Source organism: Alkalinema pantanalense CENA528 (genome assembly GCF_050753345.1).
Taxonomy (GTDB): domain Bacteria; phylum Cyanobacteriota; class Cyanobacteriia; order Leptolyngbyales; family Leptolyngbyaceae; genus Alkalinema; species Alkalinema pantanalense.
Genome location: NZ_JBLZFX010000026.1, coordinates 1 through 15,131 on the forward strand (window position 1 = coordinate 1; position 15,131 = coordinate 15,131).

At 46.2% G+C, this 15,131-nt stretch carries 12 protein-coding genes; 9 read left to right on the forward strand and 3 right to left on the reverse strand.

The genetic code is table 11. The features are described 5' to 3' along the window. Positions 1-611 precede the first annotated feature (611 nt). From ACN4EG_RS10620 to ACN4EG_RS10640, 5 genes are all read left to right on the forward strand, one after another. Complete coding sequence (locus ACN4EG_RS10620) at positions 612-1,247, forward strand: hypothetical protein (protein WP_431629386.1); 636 nt, start codon at positions 612-614, stop codon at positions 1,245-1,247. Between the two features lie 454 nt (positions 1,248-1,701). Next, complete coding sequence (gene hepA / locus ACN4EG_RS10625) at positions 1,702-3,585, forward strand: heterocyst formation ABC transporter subunit HepA (protein WP_431629387.1); 1,884 nt, start codon at positions 1,702-1,704, stop codon at positions 3,583-3,585. A 46-nt stretch (positions 3,586-3,631) separates the two neighbouring features. Beyond that, positions 3,632-4,354 carry a TylF/MycF/NovP-related O-methyltransferase gene (locus tag ACN4EG_RS10630; protein WP_431629388.1) on the forward strand — a complete coding sequence of 241 codons (723 nt, stop codon included), beginning with the start codon at positions 3,632-3,634 and terminating at the stop codon, positions 4,352-4,354. Between the two features lie 18 nt (positions 4,355-4,372). Next, positions 4,373-5,635 (forward strand): polysaccharide pyruvyl transferase family protein, encoded by a 1,263-nt coding sequence (locus ACN4EG_RS10635; RefSeq protein ID WP_431629390.1) that lies wholly within the window; start codon positions 4,373-4,375, stop codon positions 5,633-5,635. A gap of 39 nt (positions 5,636-5,674) precedes the next feature. Then, positions 5,675-6,586 (forward strand): glycosyltransferase family 2 protein, encoded by a 912-nt coding sequence (locus tag ACN4EG_RS10640; RefSeq protein WP_431629392.1) that lies wholly within the window; start codon positions 5,675-5,677, stop codon positions 6,584-6,586. Between the two features lie 251 nt (positions 6,587-6,837). Here ACN4EG_RS10640 and ACN4EG_RS10645 read toward each other — a convergent pair whose 3' ends face one another. Beyond that, entirely contained in the window at positions 6,838-8,469 is a 1,632-nt protein-coding gene (locus tag ACN4EG_RS10645) for a B12-binding domain-containing radical SAM protein (protein ID WP_431629393.1), read from the reverse strand. A gap of 442 nt (positions 8,470-8,911) precedes the next feature. Between ACN4EG_RS10645 and ACN4EG_RS10650 the strand changes: the two genes are divergently transcribed. Continuing rightward, a complete protein-coding gene (locus ACN4EG_RS10650) occupies positions 8,912-10,012 on the forward strand; it encodes a glycosyltransferase (RefSeq protein ID WP_431629395.1) in 1,101 nt (366 codons plus the stop codon). Positions 10,013-10,103: 91 nt separating this feature from the next. Continuing rightward, positions 10,104-11,324, forward strand: coding sequence for a glycosyltransferase family 4 protein (locus ACN4EG_RS10655; RefSeq protein WP_431629396.1), 1,221 nt, complete (start codon positions 10,104-10,106; stop codon positions 11,322-11,324). 152 nt (positions 11,325-11,476) lie between these two features. Here ACN4EG_RS10655 and ACN4EG_RS10660 read toward each other — a convergent pair whose 3' ends face one another. Then, positions 11,477-12,160, reverse strand: a complete 684-nt coding sequence (locus ACN4EG_RS10660; RefSeq protein WP_431629397.1) for a Uma2 family endonuclease — start codon at positions 12,158-12,160, stop codon at positions 11,477-11,479. A 71-nt stretch (positions 12,161-12,231) separates the two neighbouring features. Further along, positions 12,232-12,957: a Uma2 family endonuclease gene (locus tag ACN4EG_RS10665; protein ID WP_431629399.1), complete on the reverse strand. Its 726-nt coding sequence runs from the start codon at positions 12,955-12,957 to the stop codon at positions 12,232-12,234. Positions 12,958-13,224: 267 nt separating this feature from the next. On the opposite strand from ACN4EG_RS10665, the gene ACN4EG_RS10670 reads away from it, so the two are divergent. Together ACN4EG_RS10670 and ACN4EG_RS10675 are read left to right on the forward strand one after the other, a co-directional pair. After that, positions 13,225-14,091 (forward strand): glycosyltransferase family 2 protein, encoded by an 867-nt coding sequence (locus ACN4EG_RS10670; RefSeq protein ID WP_431629401.1) that lies wholly within the window; start codon positions 13,225-13,227, stop codon positions 14,089-14,091. A 121-nt stretch (positions 14,092-14,212) separates the two neighbouring features. Further along, entirely contained in the window at positions 14,213-15,079 is an 867-nt protein-coding gene (locus ACN4EG_RS10675) for a polysaccharide pyruvyl transferase family protein (RefSeq protein WP_431629402.1), read from the forward strand. The last annotated feature ends 52 nt before the right edge of the window (positions 15,080-15,131 follow it).

The window sequence follows — 15,131 nt, forward strand, 5'->3', positions numbered from 1 at the left end:
GGTGGGAGGGTAGGGGGGGCGCAAGAAAAGGGGGAAGGATCCGATTTGGTAGCGATCGTAGCTGTAATTTTGGGGCGATCGGGAACAATGGAGAGGTCGATCCAGTCTGGGCGGCAGTGGGTGTATTGAGCAATTTAGCCTGGACGTTAGGATCTCTGGATCAAACTGGGCGTGCATCGATACTCCGTAAATCTACTGAGGCCCCCAGAACCGCTTCTAGCAAAGAGTGCAGTAGATCGATCGGGTGTTCTCCATGGATTAAATGCTTCTTGTTCCAACATTTTCCCGTATTTTCCCGGATTGTGTTGCGTAGGTTGGAAAGGAGAAGTAACTGAAACTAATAAGAATTATGACAAATTACGATTTTGATTTGAGTAGAATTCTCGATTCTGACTCTCGTTCGATCGTTTTTTTGTAAAGGTAGATGGAAAAATTCACAAAGTTCTGATGAACTCTCAGGATTTCCTAGAAACCGTCTGCAAAAGCTAATCAGTGAGATTGTCTCATCCCGGCAGCAACGCAGATGATGTGAATTTCTCAATCTATGGAGATAAATACGTTGTCTTAAATTTGGTTTTACGCCCTTTCATATTTGGTGGTGGCTCACAGCTATGTATACTCAATCTCCTGTCTTTTCAACGTCTGTTATTTCTGTCAATCCGGCTTCAACGATGACAGGGTATGCGCTGGTATGGCGGCAGAAGAAGTTGATTGTGCGCCGTGCGCCGTTTCGCAGTGCGATCGTGGTTCCGGAGACGGTACCGATGGAGTGGCTAGTGGAACGGGTGAGAAAGTCTCCGGTGAAGCTGGTGTTGGTGGATGTCAAGCTGGGGGTGGCGGCGTTACAGTTTTGGGCTGAGGTGGCTCACCGCGCCGGGAAACCGATTTACGTCAATTTGAAGCCAGGTAGAAATTGCCATTTGCTGGCTCAGAAGAAGTCTTACACAGCGATCGGCAAGGTTGTGCGATTTTTCTTAAATGTTTGCTTGCCTATTGGTATGGTTATTTATCGCAAACTAGCCGCTGGAAAAGATTACACCAACTTGCATAATTCCACCAGCTCTATGCAGTTCTATGTCAATGAGAAAGGTCAAATTCTCAAAGGAACAGGACTTTGTTTGTTAATGCAAAAGAAAGGTTTGCGGGAACAGTTATTACAATGGCTGAATGATGCCCGTGGACGCATTAGTCTTTCCACTGCTTACTTGCTCAGCCGCAAAGAATCGCCCTTGTCCAGTGAAGTCTAATCCTATTTTCTTATGCATTGTTAATTAACTTCTCTGTCGCAAAGCGTTCCGCATCGCAAACGTTTAAACCTAATAGAACCCGTTACCTGTTATCTATTGCTCTCTGTGCTTCCCCTTTTACATCCTGTTTAGATGTCTCTATTCAATAGAACTCCATTCTTCGATCGAGACAACAGACTGGGACTCAACTCTGGAGTGTTAGATTTCTTTGCTACCACAAAGTTCTTCTACGACCTAGAGTTAGTAAAAGGGCACATCCTGCACTAGTATGTATGCTCTTGCACTTGTCAGTCACATGTTTTGTGGTGCCAAACATAAATTTTTGGTGTTCTAAACAATATTCAAAGGCACTATTTTCGCTTGTTAGATGTGCAAAATACAGCAATCCTTGAAGATTTCCCTACCCGATTTAGATTAGCTTTACTCAGTTGTCTTTGCAAGAAGTAAATTTGTTATGCAAATCGTCAAGAAGCAACGAACTTTTCGTAACGTGCCCCATAATCTCCAGATGATGCTCTATCGTCTGTTTAAAGCAACCCCCTTTTGGCACAATAATCGTCTCATTCTCAGAGAGATTAAACACTTTCCCCATATTATTGTTTTGATTGCGCTCTGTCCGTTGCTAGCGGCAGTCTTTGAAGGGTTTGGGGTTGGGTTTCTGCTAGGTTTTTTGCAGAATCTTCTCAATCAGGGTGCCCAACCGTTTAAAACTGGAATTCAGTGGTTTGATATCAACATTCTAGGGATTCAGACTTCTGAGATTGAGCGACTTTGCCGAGTCTGTGGACTAATCATTATCTCAACTTGGCTGCGCGGCTTCTTCAATTTTGCGGGATTGGTCACTGCCGATCGTACGAAAATGCTGTTGGCCGCACGGCTACGACAAAAGCTATTTGAACAGCTACAAGCATTACCCTTAGCCTTTTTTAGTAAAACAAAAGTCGGGCATATCATTAATACATTCACTGCGGAAGTTAATAACCTTTATCCCTCTATTCAAATTATTAGTTCTTTAATTAGCCGTGGATTAATTACAATTATCTACGTTGCAATCCTATTAACAATTTCTTGGCAACTTTCTCTGATTGCATTGACTTCGTTTACTTTATTGACCGTTGGGATTGCAAGGTTAAATGCTCAGGTACGAGAGAATAGTTTTGTCGTTTCTGAAAAGTCAGCACAATTTTTGGCGATTTCAACAGAGTTAGTCGGAGCGATTCGCACTGTCCAAGCCTTTGGAACCCAAGAAGTAGAACGTCAAAAGTTCAAACGAGCCAACCAAGAACTCACCGATGCGGTTGATGAGATTACGGTATTGAGATCGCTGACCAAACCTTTGTCGGAGGGATTTGCAACTACATTTTTGATGGGGATTATTATCCTGGGGGTGACTATGTTCCGCTCCCAAGGTAGCCTAGGAGCCGCAGGGCTACTCACCTTTCTGTTTCTGCTGTTCCGCTTAGTCCCGATCGTTCAAGAGGTGAACTCCTGTCTAGTCAGTATTAGTAGCTTCCAGGGTTCTCTGGAAAATATTGAAAGCTTACTAGCTCGACACGATAAGCAATATCTTCAAAATGGGGCTAAGCCTTTCCCAGGATTGAACAAAGCGATCGAGTTCATTTCGGTAGATTTTGGGTATGCGCCTCCGGAACTTAATTTGCAGGATATTACTCTTTCGATTGACAAGGGGAAAACAGTTGCGCTAGTTGGAGCTTCGGGAGCAGGTAAAACAACCCTAGCGGATTTAATTCCACGATTTTATGATCCGACGCAAGGCAAGATCTTGTTTGATGGAAATGATCTACGGACTTATGATGTTCATAGCGTTCGTCGTCGTATGGCGATCGTGAGTCAAGATACATTTATCTTTAATGCTTCAGTAAGAGATAATATTGCCTACGGAACTGATGGGGCAACGGATGCAGATGTTAGAGAAGCAGCTAGACTAGCCAATGCCCTAGAGTTTATTGAAGCGATGTCGGAAGGGTGGGATACCGTTTTAGGCGATCGCGGTGTGCGACTTTCCGGTGGACAGCGACAACGGATTGCCATTGCCCGTGCGTTGTTGCGGAACCCAGAAATTCTGATTTTGGATGAGGCAACCAGCGCTTTGGATTCTGTGTCAGAACGGCTAATTCAGGAGTCGATCGAAAAGCTTTCTGTAGGTCGGACTGTTATCGCGATTGCCCACCGTTTATCAACAATTGTCCGTGCCGATAAAGTGGTGGTTATGGAAAAAGGTCGCATTGTTGAACAAGGAACCTACCAAGAGCTACTGGCACAGCGTGGAAAGCTCTGGAATTATCATCAGATGCAACATGAGGTGAGTCAAACCTAGATCTAGAGACACAGATTTATCTACATTACTTTGGAGACTTCTAATTATGCCTACTATTATCAGTAAACTTGGCCAGAAAATTGATCGCTATGCATTTCAAGTGGCACATTCTAGGTTGAATACTGTCATTCAGCAGGTGAGGCAGCACAAATTAACCTATCTTGAGGAAGTGGCTTTACGAGATTTGACTAAGGTTGCTTTAGAGTGTGAACGTCAAGGAATTCAAGGCGCAATTATTGAAGCTGGCTGCGCTTTGGGTGGGTCGGCAATTGCCTTAGCGGCAGCTAAGAATCCACAGCGAGAACTCTCAATTTATGACGTTTTCGGAATGATTCCGCCACCCTCTGAGCAGGACGATCAAGATATTCACGATCGCTATGCAGAAATTAAGACGGGCAAATCTGAGGGGATTGATGGCAATCTTTACTATGGCTATGAAGACGATCTGTATAACAAGGTTCATCAATCTTTTTGTGAATATGGATTCAGTCCCGAAGCAAACAATATTCATCTAGTTAAAGGACTGTTTCAGGACACGATGAATATTGATCAACCGATCGCAATGGCACATATTGATTGTGATTGGTTTGATTCAGTGATGACCTGTCTTAATCAGATTGAACCTAATCTTGTTGCTGGTGGAACTCTGATCATTGATGATTACAACGCTTGGTCAGGATGTAAAAAAGCGATTGATCAGTATTTCCAGGATAAACAGTCAGAATATCAATTTGTACAAAAGTCTCGCTTGCATATTGTCAAACTTTAGGGTGGCCAAAGGAGTTTTATGAATATTTTGGTTGACCAAAGTGGTTATGCCCTCATGAATATGGGCGATCGGGCCATGCTACAAATGGCTCTGCAACGGCTACAAACTCTGTGGCCTCACAGTAAAATCCAAGTCTTCACAACAGCCCCAGAAATCCTTCAGCAGGCTTGTCCAGGTATCCGCCCCTGCTCTCCACTCGGACGTTATTTTTGGTCAGTACCTATTTCCCACCGCTTCCATGAAACACTAGCGACAAAGTCAGCCACCTGTGCTGTCACAGATCTTGAATGGCAATGGCGTAATCGTTTCCCAGAAACAGCAACTGCCGTAATTCGTTCACGATCGGGAAATCAACCGCAGCGGATGGAACCCCTAGAAGAATTTATCGAATCTGTACGCTGTGCAGATCTTGTGATTGGAACAGGTGGAGGCTACATTACTGACTCCTTTCAAGATCATGCTTGTCGTGTTTTAAACACATTAGAGTTAGCTCATCATTTGGGTAAACCTACTGCTTTAGTAGGTCAAGGACTTGGCCCGATCGAACATCCCATACTTCATAATCGAGCAAAAGCTGTTTTACCAAAAGTTGATCTAATTACACTACGGGAAAGACGTGCTGGTTTACCTTTATGTAGCAAGCTAGGAATTGCTCCCCATCGCAGACTGGTTACAGGTGATGACGCTATTGAATTGGCCTACAGTCATCGTCCTGAATCTTTAGGAAGTGGACTAGGAATCAATTTACGAGTTGCTAATTATTCTGGGGTTAATCAGTCATTACTGGATGGAATTAGAACTACTTTACAAACGGTTGCTCATCAGCTCAATGCTCCTATGTTGCCCATTCCGATTGCCCATTCCGATGAAGAGTCTGACCCAACTGCGATTCGACAACTCTTACTTGGCTATGATGATACCTCAGATGGAGGTGCATCTTTAGATACTCCAATAAAAGTTATCCAACAAGCAGGTAAATGCCGCGTAACTGTCACGGGCAGCTATCATGCTGCTGTTTTTTCACTTTCTCAAGGTATACCCGTAGTTGGGTTAGCCAAATCAGATTACTATGTGGATAAATTTGCAGGATTAGCTGAACAATTTGGAATTGGTTGTGAAACTTTACTCATGACCGATCGTGATTTTCAAGAACAACTGGCTATTAACATTAATAGCCTATGGCACAGCGCTGAGATTATTCGCGAATCTCTTTTAGAATCCGCTAGGGAGCAAATTCAACTGGGTCACATTGCGTATCAAAAACTTTCCCAGCTAGTTTAATTTCAGTGTAAACGCCAGATTGCTACTATCTAGAGAACTATGAATCAGTATCCATTAGTCAGTGTTATCATTCCTGCTTACAAAGCAGATAACTATATTCAAGAAGCATTGAACTCTGTTAATTGTCAAACTTATCCTAATTGGGAAGTTATCATTGTTGAAGATGCTTGGAAAGATCGAACTGAAGAGATCGTTCAACAATTCTCAACTCAAGTTGGAGAACATCGTGTAAAATTTCTGCGGCATACAGTTAATCAAGGCTTAGCAGCGACGCGAAACACTGGAATCAAGATTGCATCTGGTGAATACATCGCATTACTCGATCATGATGATATTTGGTTGCCAGAATATTTAACCCGTCTGATCGAAGCTCTAGAATTCAACCAGAGTGATTTTGCCTATTCTGGCGTTACTATGTTCAACGAAACCGTTGATGAACTCTGGATATGCGCCCCAAATGAAGATGATTTAAATCATTTTCCCGCCAGCTTGTTTTATCACCGCAATTTTATTACTCCATCTGCAACAGTCATACGGCGCAATGTCTTTGATAAAATTGGACTCTTCAATGCAGATTTACGCTCTTGTGAAGATTATGAGTTCTGGTTAAGATGTGCTCGTGCTAATTGTAGCTTTTCCTATGTCGCAGGCAATCTCTGCCGCTACAGAAAACATGGTATATCGCTGAGTAATGACTCTGAAGTCATGGCACAAACATTGCTATCTGTCATTAAACAAAATCTGAATTGGGAAATTGTACCCTATACTCTCAAATGCAATCGCTTAGTAGGTGTTTACCGACAAATTATTTATGTAAAAGCGTCTAAAAGCGTTTTAGATACCATATCGTTTGTTCTGCGGGAATGGTGGGAGAGTCCTATCAAAGTTCAAATGGTCAAGACTAGCCTCAAAGCGATCGCAACCAATCTACTGAAGCCTTCTGCCGTATAGATCCGGAATACAATAAAAACACCTTTAGGCAGGCGTGCTAGGCACAGACCCCAACCTCTACTACGACGGTCGCTATCCCCACTGGGACAAGCGCCCCGACTGTCGGACAATGGCTACGCTGGCACAATGCCCCAGGTGCTTGGAGTTCCACCGATCGCGAAACCACCCAAGCCGAAGCCCGTCGATCGGCCATTCCCCGCTGAGCGCTTTTCGACTATCATCATGTTCTGCAATCACAAATTGATGGAAAATTAGACCTCTGCCGTCTCAGCGCTCAGTGCTGCCACCTGCGCCACAGCTAGAGTTTCAGCCTGTAATCGAGCTTCCTCCGCCAAGAACGCCGCTAATTGGGCTTCAATTTGCGCCTTCACGATCGTCCGATACTCCAGAAAGTGTTCAATCTGGGCACAGACCGAGAGGTAACTGCTCACCCCACCGGGATTATATTTCAGCATTTGGCTGAGATTCCACCAAAATTTCCACCGCGTCGATCGCACAATCCCCTGCCGCCACGCGATCGTCAGCAACGCCCGGATCGCCACCCAAGTCACACGCTTACTATTTCCACTAATTTCCTGAGTCCGAATTTTCTTAGGATAGGTCGCCTCACCTAACAGACGATAGTGGCGATAGGTACGATCGAGGAATGCCTTCGGTTCATACAGCCGCCAGAAAGCATCAATATATTCCCCCGCAATATCCTCCAGAGGCCGCGTTGGCACAAAGTTCATCAGCGTCGTTTGATTAATATTCGCCGATCGACTGCGTAACCGACCTTCCTTAATTAATCGATGCCACAACGCCGTATCGGGCAACGCTTGCAACATACTGAACAATGCCGTCGGAATCGAGGTCTGCTCAACAAACTGAACAATCCGATCGCCCGCACCCTTCGCCTCACCATCAAATCCAATAATAAATCCCGCCATCACCCGCAATCCCGTCCGTGTAATCGCCAACACAGCATCGCTGAGAGAATCACGAGTATTTTGGTGCTTTTGGGTCAAGGTCAGGCTGGCCTCATCGGGTGTTTCAATCCCCAGAAAAACCGCCCCAAAGTTGCAAGCCACCATTTGCTCCATCAATTCCTGATCTTGCGCCAGATCGACCGATGCCTCTGTGGCAAAGGAGAACGGATATTCATGGGCCACCATCCAGGGCAACAACTCTTTGAGAAACAGTTTGACATTGCGCTTATTGCCAATGAAATTATCATCCACCATAAAAATGCTGCGTCGCCAGCCTAACTCATAGAGACGATCGAGTTCGGCAAGGAGTTGTGTAGGGGATTTGGTACGAGGTTTGCGACCATAAAGCACAATAATGTCACAAAATTCGCATTGAAACGGACACCCGCGCGAAAATTGCACCGACATTTCCGCATACGCATCAAATTCCAACAAATCAAACCGAGGAATAGGCGTACTAGTGACATCCGGTTTTTCCCCATTGGCGCGGAAGGTCCCACTGCGCTGTCCTTGCTCGATCGCCGCAATAAACAACGGTAATGTAATTTCACCCTCATCTAGGATTAAAAAATCAGCCCCAGCTTCATTGGCTTCTTCAGGCAGCGCAGTGGGATACGGCCCACCCACAGCGACGGCTTTACAACGCCGTTTGGCTTCCCGAATTTGCTCCAGCAGATCCGCCTTCTGAACAATCATCGCAGACAAAATCACCAGATCGGCCCAGTCCCATTCCGCCTCCGTGACTGTGCGAATATTGCGATCGACCAGTTTGTAGTCCCAGGTTTGGGGCAAAATCGCAGCCACAGTAACCAGCCCCAGTGGCGGCAGCATGGCTTTGCGACCCACCAGGGCTAGAGTTTTCTCAAAGGACCAAAAGCTTTTGGGAAACTGCGGATAGAGCAAGAGAACATTCATCTTGAGCCTCACGTAAAACAATGGAGGCGACTTCCGTCAGCAACCACCCCCAGCTTAGGTGTTTTTTGGCAGTTCTGGGAAAACGTTAATAAAATCTGATGATTCCAGTCGCCCGAGTGATTGAAAATCCGCGATCGTTGGCAAGGCAACGGTGAGTCCGATCAGCCCTTCACCGCAACAGCGATGGGAACAGCCCCGCCAGCAAGAAGGCAGGGGTAAGGCAGGGATGACGTTACAGCTAATTTTTAATTTTAAAAATAAAAATCATGCTTTACACAATCCTGATCTGATTCTTCTGGCTTTTTCGCGCATGCTTCATAAAATTTCTATGTATTTATACGAAGTATCCCGAAATTACTATTTCTCTTCGTAAATTGGGTCAGTGTTAAAGGCTACTTAGCCCTAATGCATCGCCTGCAACAAGATCTGCATGGAGTTTACTATGCCCCAAGTCAGCATTTTAATGTGCGTTTACAACGGAGAAAGCCATCTCAGAGCTGCGATCGAAAGTATTCTCAATCAAACGTTGCAGGATTTTGAATTTATTATTGTCAACGATGGCTCAACGGATTCCACTTTGTCAATCATTCAACACTATCAGAGGATTGATCCTCGAATCCAACTCATTGAGAATGAAATTAACTTAGGCTTAGAAAAATCATTAAACAAAGGATTAAAAGCCGTTACAGGTGAATACTTTGCCCGCCAGGATGCCGATGATATTTCCCTGCCGACTCGTCTAGAACAGCAGGTGCGCTACTTAAGCCACCACCCTGAAGTTGGCGCGATCGGAACAGCAGTGGAAAGTATTAATCAACAGGGCGATCGTATTGGTCAAGACTTTCCCCCCACGGATCATGATGCCTTAGAAGCGCTATTTCTTTTCAACAACTTCATGCATCACTCCACCCTCATGGCTCGCTTTAGCCTCATCCAAGCCATTGGCGGCTACGACGCAACCCAACGGCGAGCGGAGGATTACGATTTATGGTGGAGAATCAGTCAGCAGGCCAAGGTCGCTAATTTGCCTGAAATTCTCCTAAAACGTCGTCTGGATGATGCACCAAGGATCAGTACAATTTATCGCAAAGATCAACTCGATCGCTCCTATGCGCTTGCTGTTCGCGCGATTCAAGCAATCATGCCCAAACCGCTAGCGGAAGTCAGTTATCAAAAACTTTGGTGGGCTTTGCTAGAACCGATCGATCGCACTTCCTACGAGCAATATTGGCACAAAGACCAAGGTTCATCTGGAGACATTTCCCAAACAGATATCCAAGCCCTGAGAAATTTTTGGGATTTTCTTATTCAGCATCCCGGTGGTCAACCCAGTTGGGGTCCCATGCTAGAGAAGCTGGTTTGGCGGTTATTGATTCGCCAGAAAACGATCGCAGCCCTGTCATTGCTCAAAGTCTGTTTGCAGTTCCATCAGCCCGTGAATTGGCTCAAAATAGGCCAATATTTCCTCAAACCCTACTTGCCAGTAGCTGCTTTAGGACTGTGGAAAGAAGCTCGCCTATCCATGGGTTCTGTCAGTAAGTAACGCAGCGTTCTATGAGTCAGTAACGCAATGTCTGTAATCTTCCTCTAGAGTCGATCACGAATCATCCAATCGAAGACTGGAAAGACAACCCATGAAAGTTTTACACATTAATCAATCCGATACGGCTGGAGGCGCAGCCTTGGCTGGCTATCGTCTCCACCAAAGTTTGCTGAACCAAAAGATTGACTCCCGACAGTTGGTGGGTGTTAAACAAACCAGTAGCGATCGGGTCGCTAAAGTGCCTCGATCGCCCTATCTCGAACAAAATATTGGGCGACTCACCTATCGTCTTGGATTGAATTATTTAAATTACCAAACATTCTCGAATATTTCCAAACATGACTTTTATCTGAATGCCGATATTTTAAATTTCCACAATCTCCACAGTAATTATTTTAACTACCTAGACATTGCTAAGCTGACCCGAACCAAACCCGCCGTTTTCACCCTCCATGATATGTGGAGTTTTACCGGACATTGCTCCTATAGCTATGATTGCGGCAAATGGCAGACTGGATGCGGTCAATGTCCCTACCTGAATACCTACCCTGCTACCCACCGAGACATCACCGCCTTGGAATGGAAACTGAAGCAACGGGTTTACAGTCAGTCCAATTTAGCGATCGTTGCCCCGAGTCTTTGGCTGTACCAACAGGCGCAACAAAGTCTGCTGAACCGCTTCTCGATTCATCATATTCCCTATGGAATTGATACCACGGTTTATCAGCCCCTTGACCCCGATCAATGTCGCGCGGTTTTGAATATTCCCCAAGGCAAGCAAGTCCTCTTATTTGCTGCTGCATCCCTAGCGGATGATCGCAAAGGTGGCGATCTCCTGTTCAAAGCCTTGCTCGACCTGCCCCAATCCCTCAAAGCAGAAACGGTTCTTTTGGTCATGGGCTCAGGGGGTGACGAGATCGAGGCGAACTTAGGGATCTCCACTATCAACCTGGGCTATATCAGCAGCGATCGTATCAAAGCGATTGCCTACTCGGCTGCGGATCTGTTTATTTTCCCGACCCGTGCGGATAACTTGCCCCTTGTCCTCCAGGAAAGTATGGCCTGCGGCACCCCCATGGTTTCCTTTAAAATTGGAGGCGTGCCCGATCTTGTGCGTCCCGGTGAAACAGGCTATCTAGCGGCCCCAGAAGATATCGAAGATTTCCGTCAAGGCATTATCCAACTTTTAGAGAATGCAGAGCATCGTCACCAAATGCGCCAAACTTGTCGTGCGATCGCCTTGCAGGAGTATACGCTGGAACTGCAAGCCCAGCGCTATATGCAGCTATACCAGCAGCGGCTTGCGATCTAGTAAAATCACTCACCAAGCCTTTTCCTGACAGTGAAGCCCAGATCTGGCTAAGGGATTTGCAAAGAAATAATATCCCCTCTTCATTCCCCTACCCTCCTACCCTTTTACTCTCCTACCCCTACCCAATTAGGATTTTATTGATGCGCTGTTCCCTAAACGCTGTCAGGATCAATGCCCAACGCCTTCAACTGCTCCGCCAACCGCGCCGATCTAGATCGCTCTTCCTCTAGCTGTAATTCCGCCTGTTCAGCCCGCTCTTCTGCCTGTTCGGCCCGCGCAGCCAATTCCACCGTCGTCAGAAATCGCCGTCCGTCGGGGTAGTAAACCTCTAACGTCTCCTGCGTCAGCACAAACCGAATCCCTAACCGAGGACTTTGCCAATCGGTAATGTCATCAATCCCCCTGAGTTGCCCTTCAACCCGCACCAACCCGTTGAAATCATTACGATCGGGATCGTAAATGTAATACTCCTCGACTCCATAGCGATCGTAAAATTCTTGCTTTTTCGTCATCTCCTTTAAGGTGTTGCCCGGAGACAGTACTTCAAATACCACCTGCGGCGCAATGTTGCCTTCCTCCCACTGCTTGTAGGAACCTCGATCGCCCTTGGGTCTGCCAAGCACCACCATCGCATCGGGAGCCGATCGAATTTCGGGATGGCCCTCCACCGGATACCACAACAAATCCCCCGCCACAAAGACTTGGGCATCCCCCGCAAACAGACATTCCAGATTCTCCTTCAGTAGGACGATCCAGCGAAATTGCTTCGTATTGTCTGACATCGGTTGTCCATCACGGTCAGGGTAGACGATTTGGCGATCCAGAGAAACGGTCATGCTGCTACCTCGGCGATCGATGCCCTTATTTTAATCCCTTGGGCATAGGGGGCCACTGAACCATCCAACCCCTAAATCTGATCCGGATCAATGCCCAACGTCTTCAATTGCTCAGCCAACCGCGCCGATCTCGATCGCTCCTCTTCTAACTGCAAACTGGTTGCCTCTAACTGCAAATTAGTTGCCTCTAACTCTAACTTGGCCTGGTTAGCCTGCCACTCAGCCTCTGCTCGCTTAGCTTCTAACTCCACCGTCGTCAGAAATCGCCGTCCGTCAGGATAGTAAACCTCCAAGGTTTCCTGTGTCAGCACAAACCGAATCCCTAACCGAGGACTCTGCCAATCGGTAATGTCATCAATCACCACAAACCCATCACCGCCCCGCAGCCAGCCATTCAAATCATTTTTATCGGGATCGTACAGATAATATTCCTCAACTCCATGGCGATTGTAAAATTCTTGCTTTTTCGCCATTTCCTTTAAGGTGTTGCCCGGAGACAGCACTTCAAATACCACCTGCGGCGCAATGTTGCCTTCCTCCCACTGCTTGTAGGAACCTCGGTCGCCCTTGGGTCTGCCAAGCACCACCATCGCATCGGGAGCCGATCGAATTTCGGGATGGCCCTCCACCGGATACCACAACAAATCCCCCGCCACAAAGACTTGGGCATCCCCCGCAAACAGACATTCCAGATTCTCCTTCAGTAGGACGATCCAGCGAAATTGCTTCGTATTGTCTGACATCGGTTGTCCATCACGGTCAGGGTAGACGATTTGGCGATCCAGAGAAACGGTCATGCTGCTACCTCGGCGATCGATGCCCTTATTTTAGCGTCCTAGGTTGGTACAGATGGCTTCTATTACCCGTGCCCTCGCTTCTGACGTGGTCTCAATATTTTCTGTAAGCCTCTGTGGACTTGGGCCTTGTAATTAAGAAGTTACTGTAAATTCACGATCGTAACGTTGAATTCTTCATGATCCATTCGTATTTCCCCGGATAGGTTGGCGCTCTTGCTGAAAAGTGACCCAGTACTAGCCCATCTCCGTGCCCCAATAGCAAACAGCATGATGATTCAACCTACAGGCTCAAATCCGCCAGGGACTCTATTGAGCGTAATTACGCCCGTTTACAACGGAGAAAGATATATTGAAAAATGTATTCAGGCTGTTCTGAATCAGCAATGCGATCGTGTTGAGCATTTAATTGTTGATGGTGGCTCCACCGATCGGACGATCGAGATCGTAAAGCATTACGCAGAGCAATATTCCCATATTCGCTGGATTTCTGCCAAGGATCGGGGCCAATCCGATGCGATGAATAAAGGAATTGCCCTCGCAAAAGGTGAAATTATCACGTTTTTGAATGTTGATGATTTCTATGAACCCAATGTCTTAAATCGAATTCTTGAAATTTTCCAAACCCTCCCCAATCCCAGTTTTATTGCAGGGAATTGTAAGGTGTGGAATGATGACGGCAAAGTTACTGGGATTAACAAACCCAAAAAACTGGGATTTAAAGATTTGCTCATGGGGTTTCATGTTAATCCCTTTCCTATGAACCCCTCTGCCTATTTCTACCATCGATCGTTACACGACCAAGCCGGACTCTACGATGTGGATGACCACTACACGATGGATCTCGATTTTATTATTCGAGCGGTTCGGGTTGCCCATACTCAGTACTTTGATGAAGATTGGGGTAACTACCAAATGCTCCAAGGCACAAAAACCATGACCGATACTGCTCGCAATACCGATCGTGATCGGGTTGAAGAAGTTTTGAAGAAGTATCGTAAATCTATTCTAGGATTTGAACAAGTTGCCGTAGAACTTACGTTTTATATCTATAAAATTCGACGAGCCATTAAGTGGTTTCTAATTCGTAGGCGGGATCAGCTGAAATCAGCAACCACAGGTCTTCTGAGTTCTTGAATTTAGACGATCGCGTCGTGTATCGTGTTTGGCCGTGATCGTGTTGAGTGGCGATTGTGCTTGCTAGTAGGGTAAATCACCCTTTTGCCATCATTCTACATTCTAGTCCCTGAAATATCCTATGAAGCTTTATTACTGGAAAACGAAATACGGAAATGTGGGTGATGATTTAAACCCCTGGCTTTTTCACCACCTCTTGCCAGGACTGTTGCAATCCCAAAGCAAAACCAGTTTGGTTGGCATTGGCACCCTCATTAACGATGTGCTAGTTGAACGAGTCCAGGCAGAAAAAATTGCCATCTTCAGCACTGGTGTAGGCTATGGCAAACAACACTTTGCCCATTTACCCACCATGGACGATCGCTGGAAAATTTATTGCTTGCGAGGCCCGCTCTCAGCCCAGGCATTAGGCGTTTCCCCTACCTTTGCCGTCACAGATGGAGCATTGCTAGTGCGACGCTTATACAGCAGCGATAGCCATGCTAAAAAATATAAGTTTGCGTTCATGCCACACCTTTGGCAAGCCATGAATGGTGGAGATGAATGGAAAGCTGTTTGTGAGCAATTGGGATTTCTCTATATCGATCCCATGGGTAGCGTGGAACAGGTTCTCGCAGAAATCAGTCAAACGGAAGTCGTCATTACGGAAGCGATGCATGGCGCAATTCTCGCAGATTCGATCCGAGTTCCCTGGATTGCGGTTCATACGACCTCAGACGTTTTAGGGTTCAAATGGTTGGACTGGTGCCTCTCCGTGGGCGTGAAATATCAACCGCAGCCCTTACCCAGATTAGCCAATCCCAAGGGCAAAAAACACACGGTTCAAGAGTGGCTCCATCGCCAAAAAGTCGCTTCCCAACTGGTGCAACTGAGCAAAACGGTGCAGCCGATCCTAAGTGATGAACATCACCTTGAAAATCTCACTGTGGAATTAGAAACCCGATTGGACGAGTTAAAGCGCGATATCCAATCGGGCTATTTTGATTAATTGACAACTGGATTCCCCCCTGCAAAAGCCCTTGCTCCCTTGCCCTTACCCT

Coding starts and splice junctions, on each gene's coding strand:
- ACN4EG_RS10650 (WP_431629395.1), top strand. CDS start 8,912: ATGCCCCAAGTCAGCATTTTAATGTGCGTTTACAACGGAGAAAGCCAT.
- ACN4EG_RS10620 (WP_431629386.1), top strand. CDS start 612: ATGTATACTCAATCTCCTGTCTTTTCAACGTCTGTTATTTCTGTCAAT.
- ACN4EG_RS10645 (WP_431629393.1), bottom strand. CDS start 8,469: ATGAATGTTCTCTTGCTCTATCCGCAGTTTCCCAAAAGCTTTTGGTCC.
- ACN4EG_RS10630 (WP_431629388.1), top strand. CDS start 3,632: ATGCCTACTATTATCAGTAAACTTGGCCAGAAAATTGATCGCTATGCA.
- ACN4EG_RS10655 (WP_431629396.1), top strand. CDS start 10,104: ATGAAAGTTTTACACATTAATCAATCCGATACGGCTGGAGGCGCAGCC.
- hepA (WP_431629387.1), top strand. CDS start 1,702: ATGCAAATCGTCAAGAAGCAACGAACTTTTCGTAACGTGCCCCATAAT.
- ACN4EG_RS10635 (WP_431629390.1), top strand. CDS start 4,373: ATGAATATTTTGGTTGACCAAAGTGGTTATGCCCTCATGAATATGGGC.
- ACN4EG_RS10670 (WP_431629401.1), top strand. CDS start 13,225: ATGATGATTCAACCTACAGGCTCAAATCCGCCAGGGACTCTATTGAGC.
- ACN4EG_RS10665 (WP_431629399.1), bottom strand. CDS start 12,957: ATGACCGTTTCTCTGGATCGCCAAATCGTCTACCCTGACCGTGATGGA.
- ACN4EG_RS10640 (WP_431629392.1), top strand. CDS start 5,675: ATGAATCAGTATCCATTAGTCAGTGTTATCATTCCTGCTTACAAAGCA.
- ACN4EG_RS10675 (WP_431629402.1), top strand. CDS start 14,213: ATGAAGCTTTATTACTGGAAAACGAAATACGGAAATGTGGGTGATGAT.
- ACN4EG_RS10660 (WP_431629397.1), bottom strand. CDS start 12,160: ATGACCGTTTCTCTGGATCGCCAAATCGTCTACCCTGACCGTGATGGA.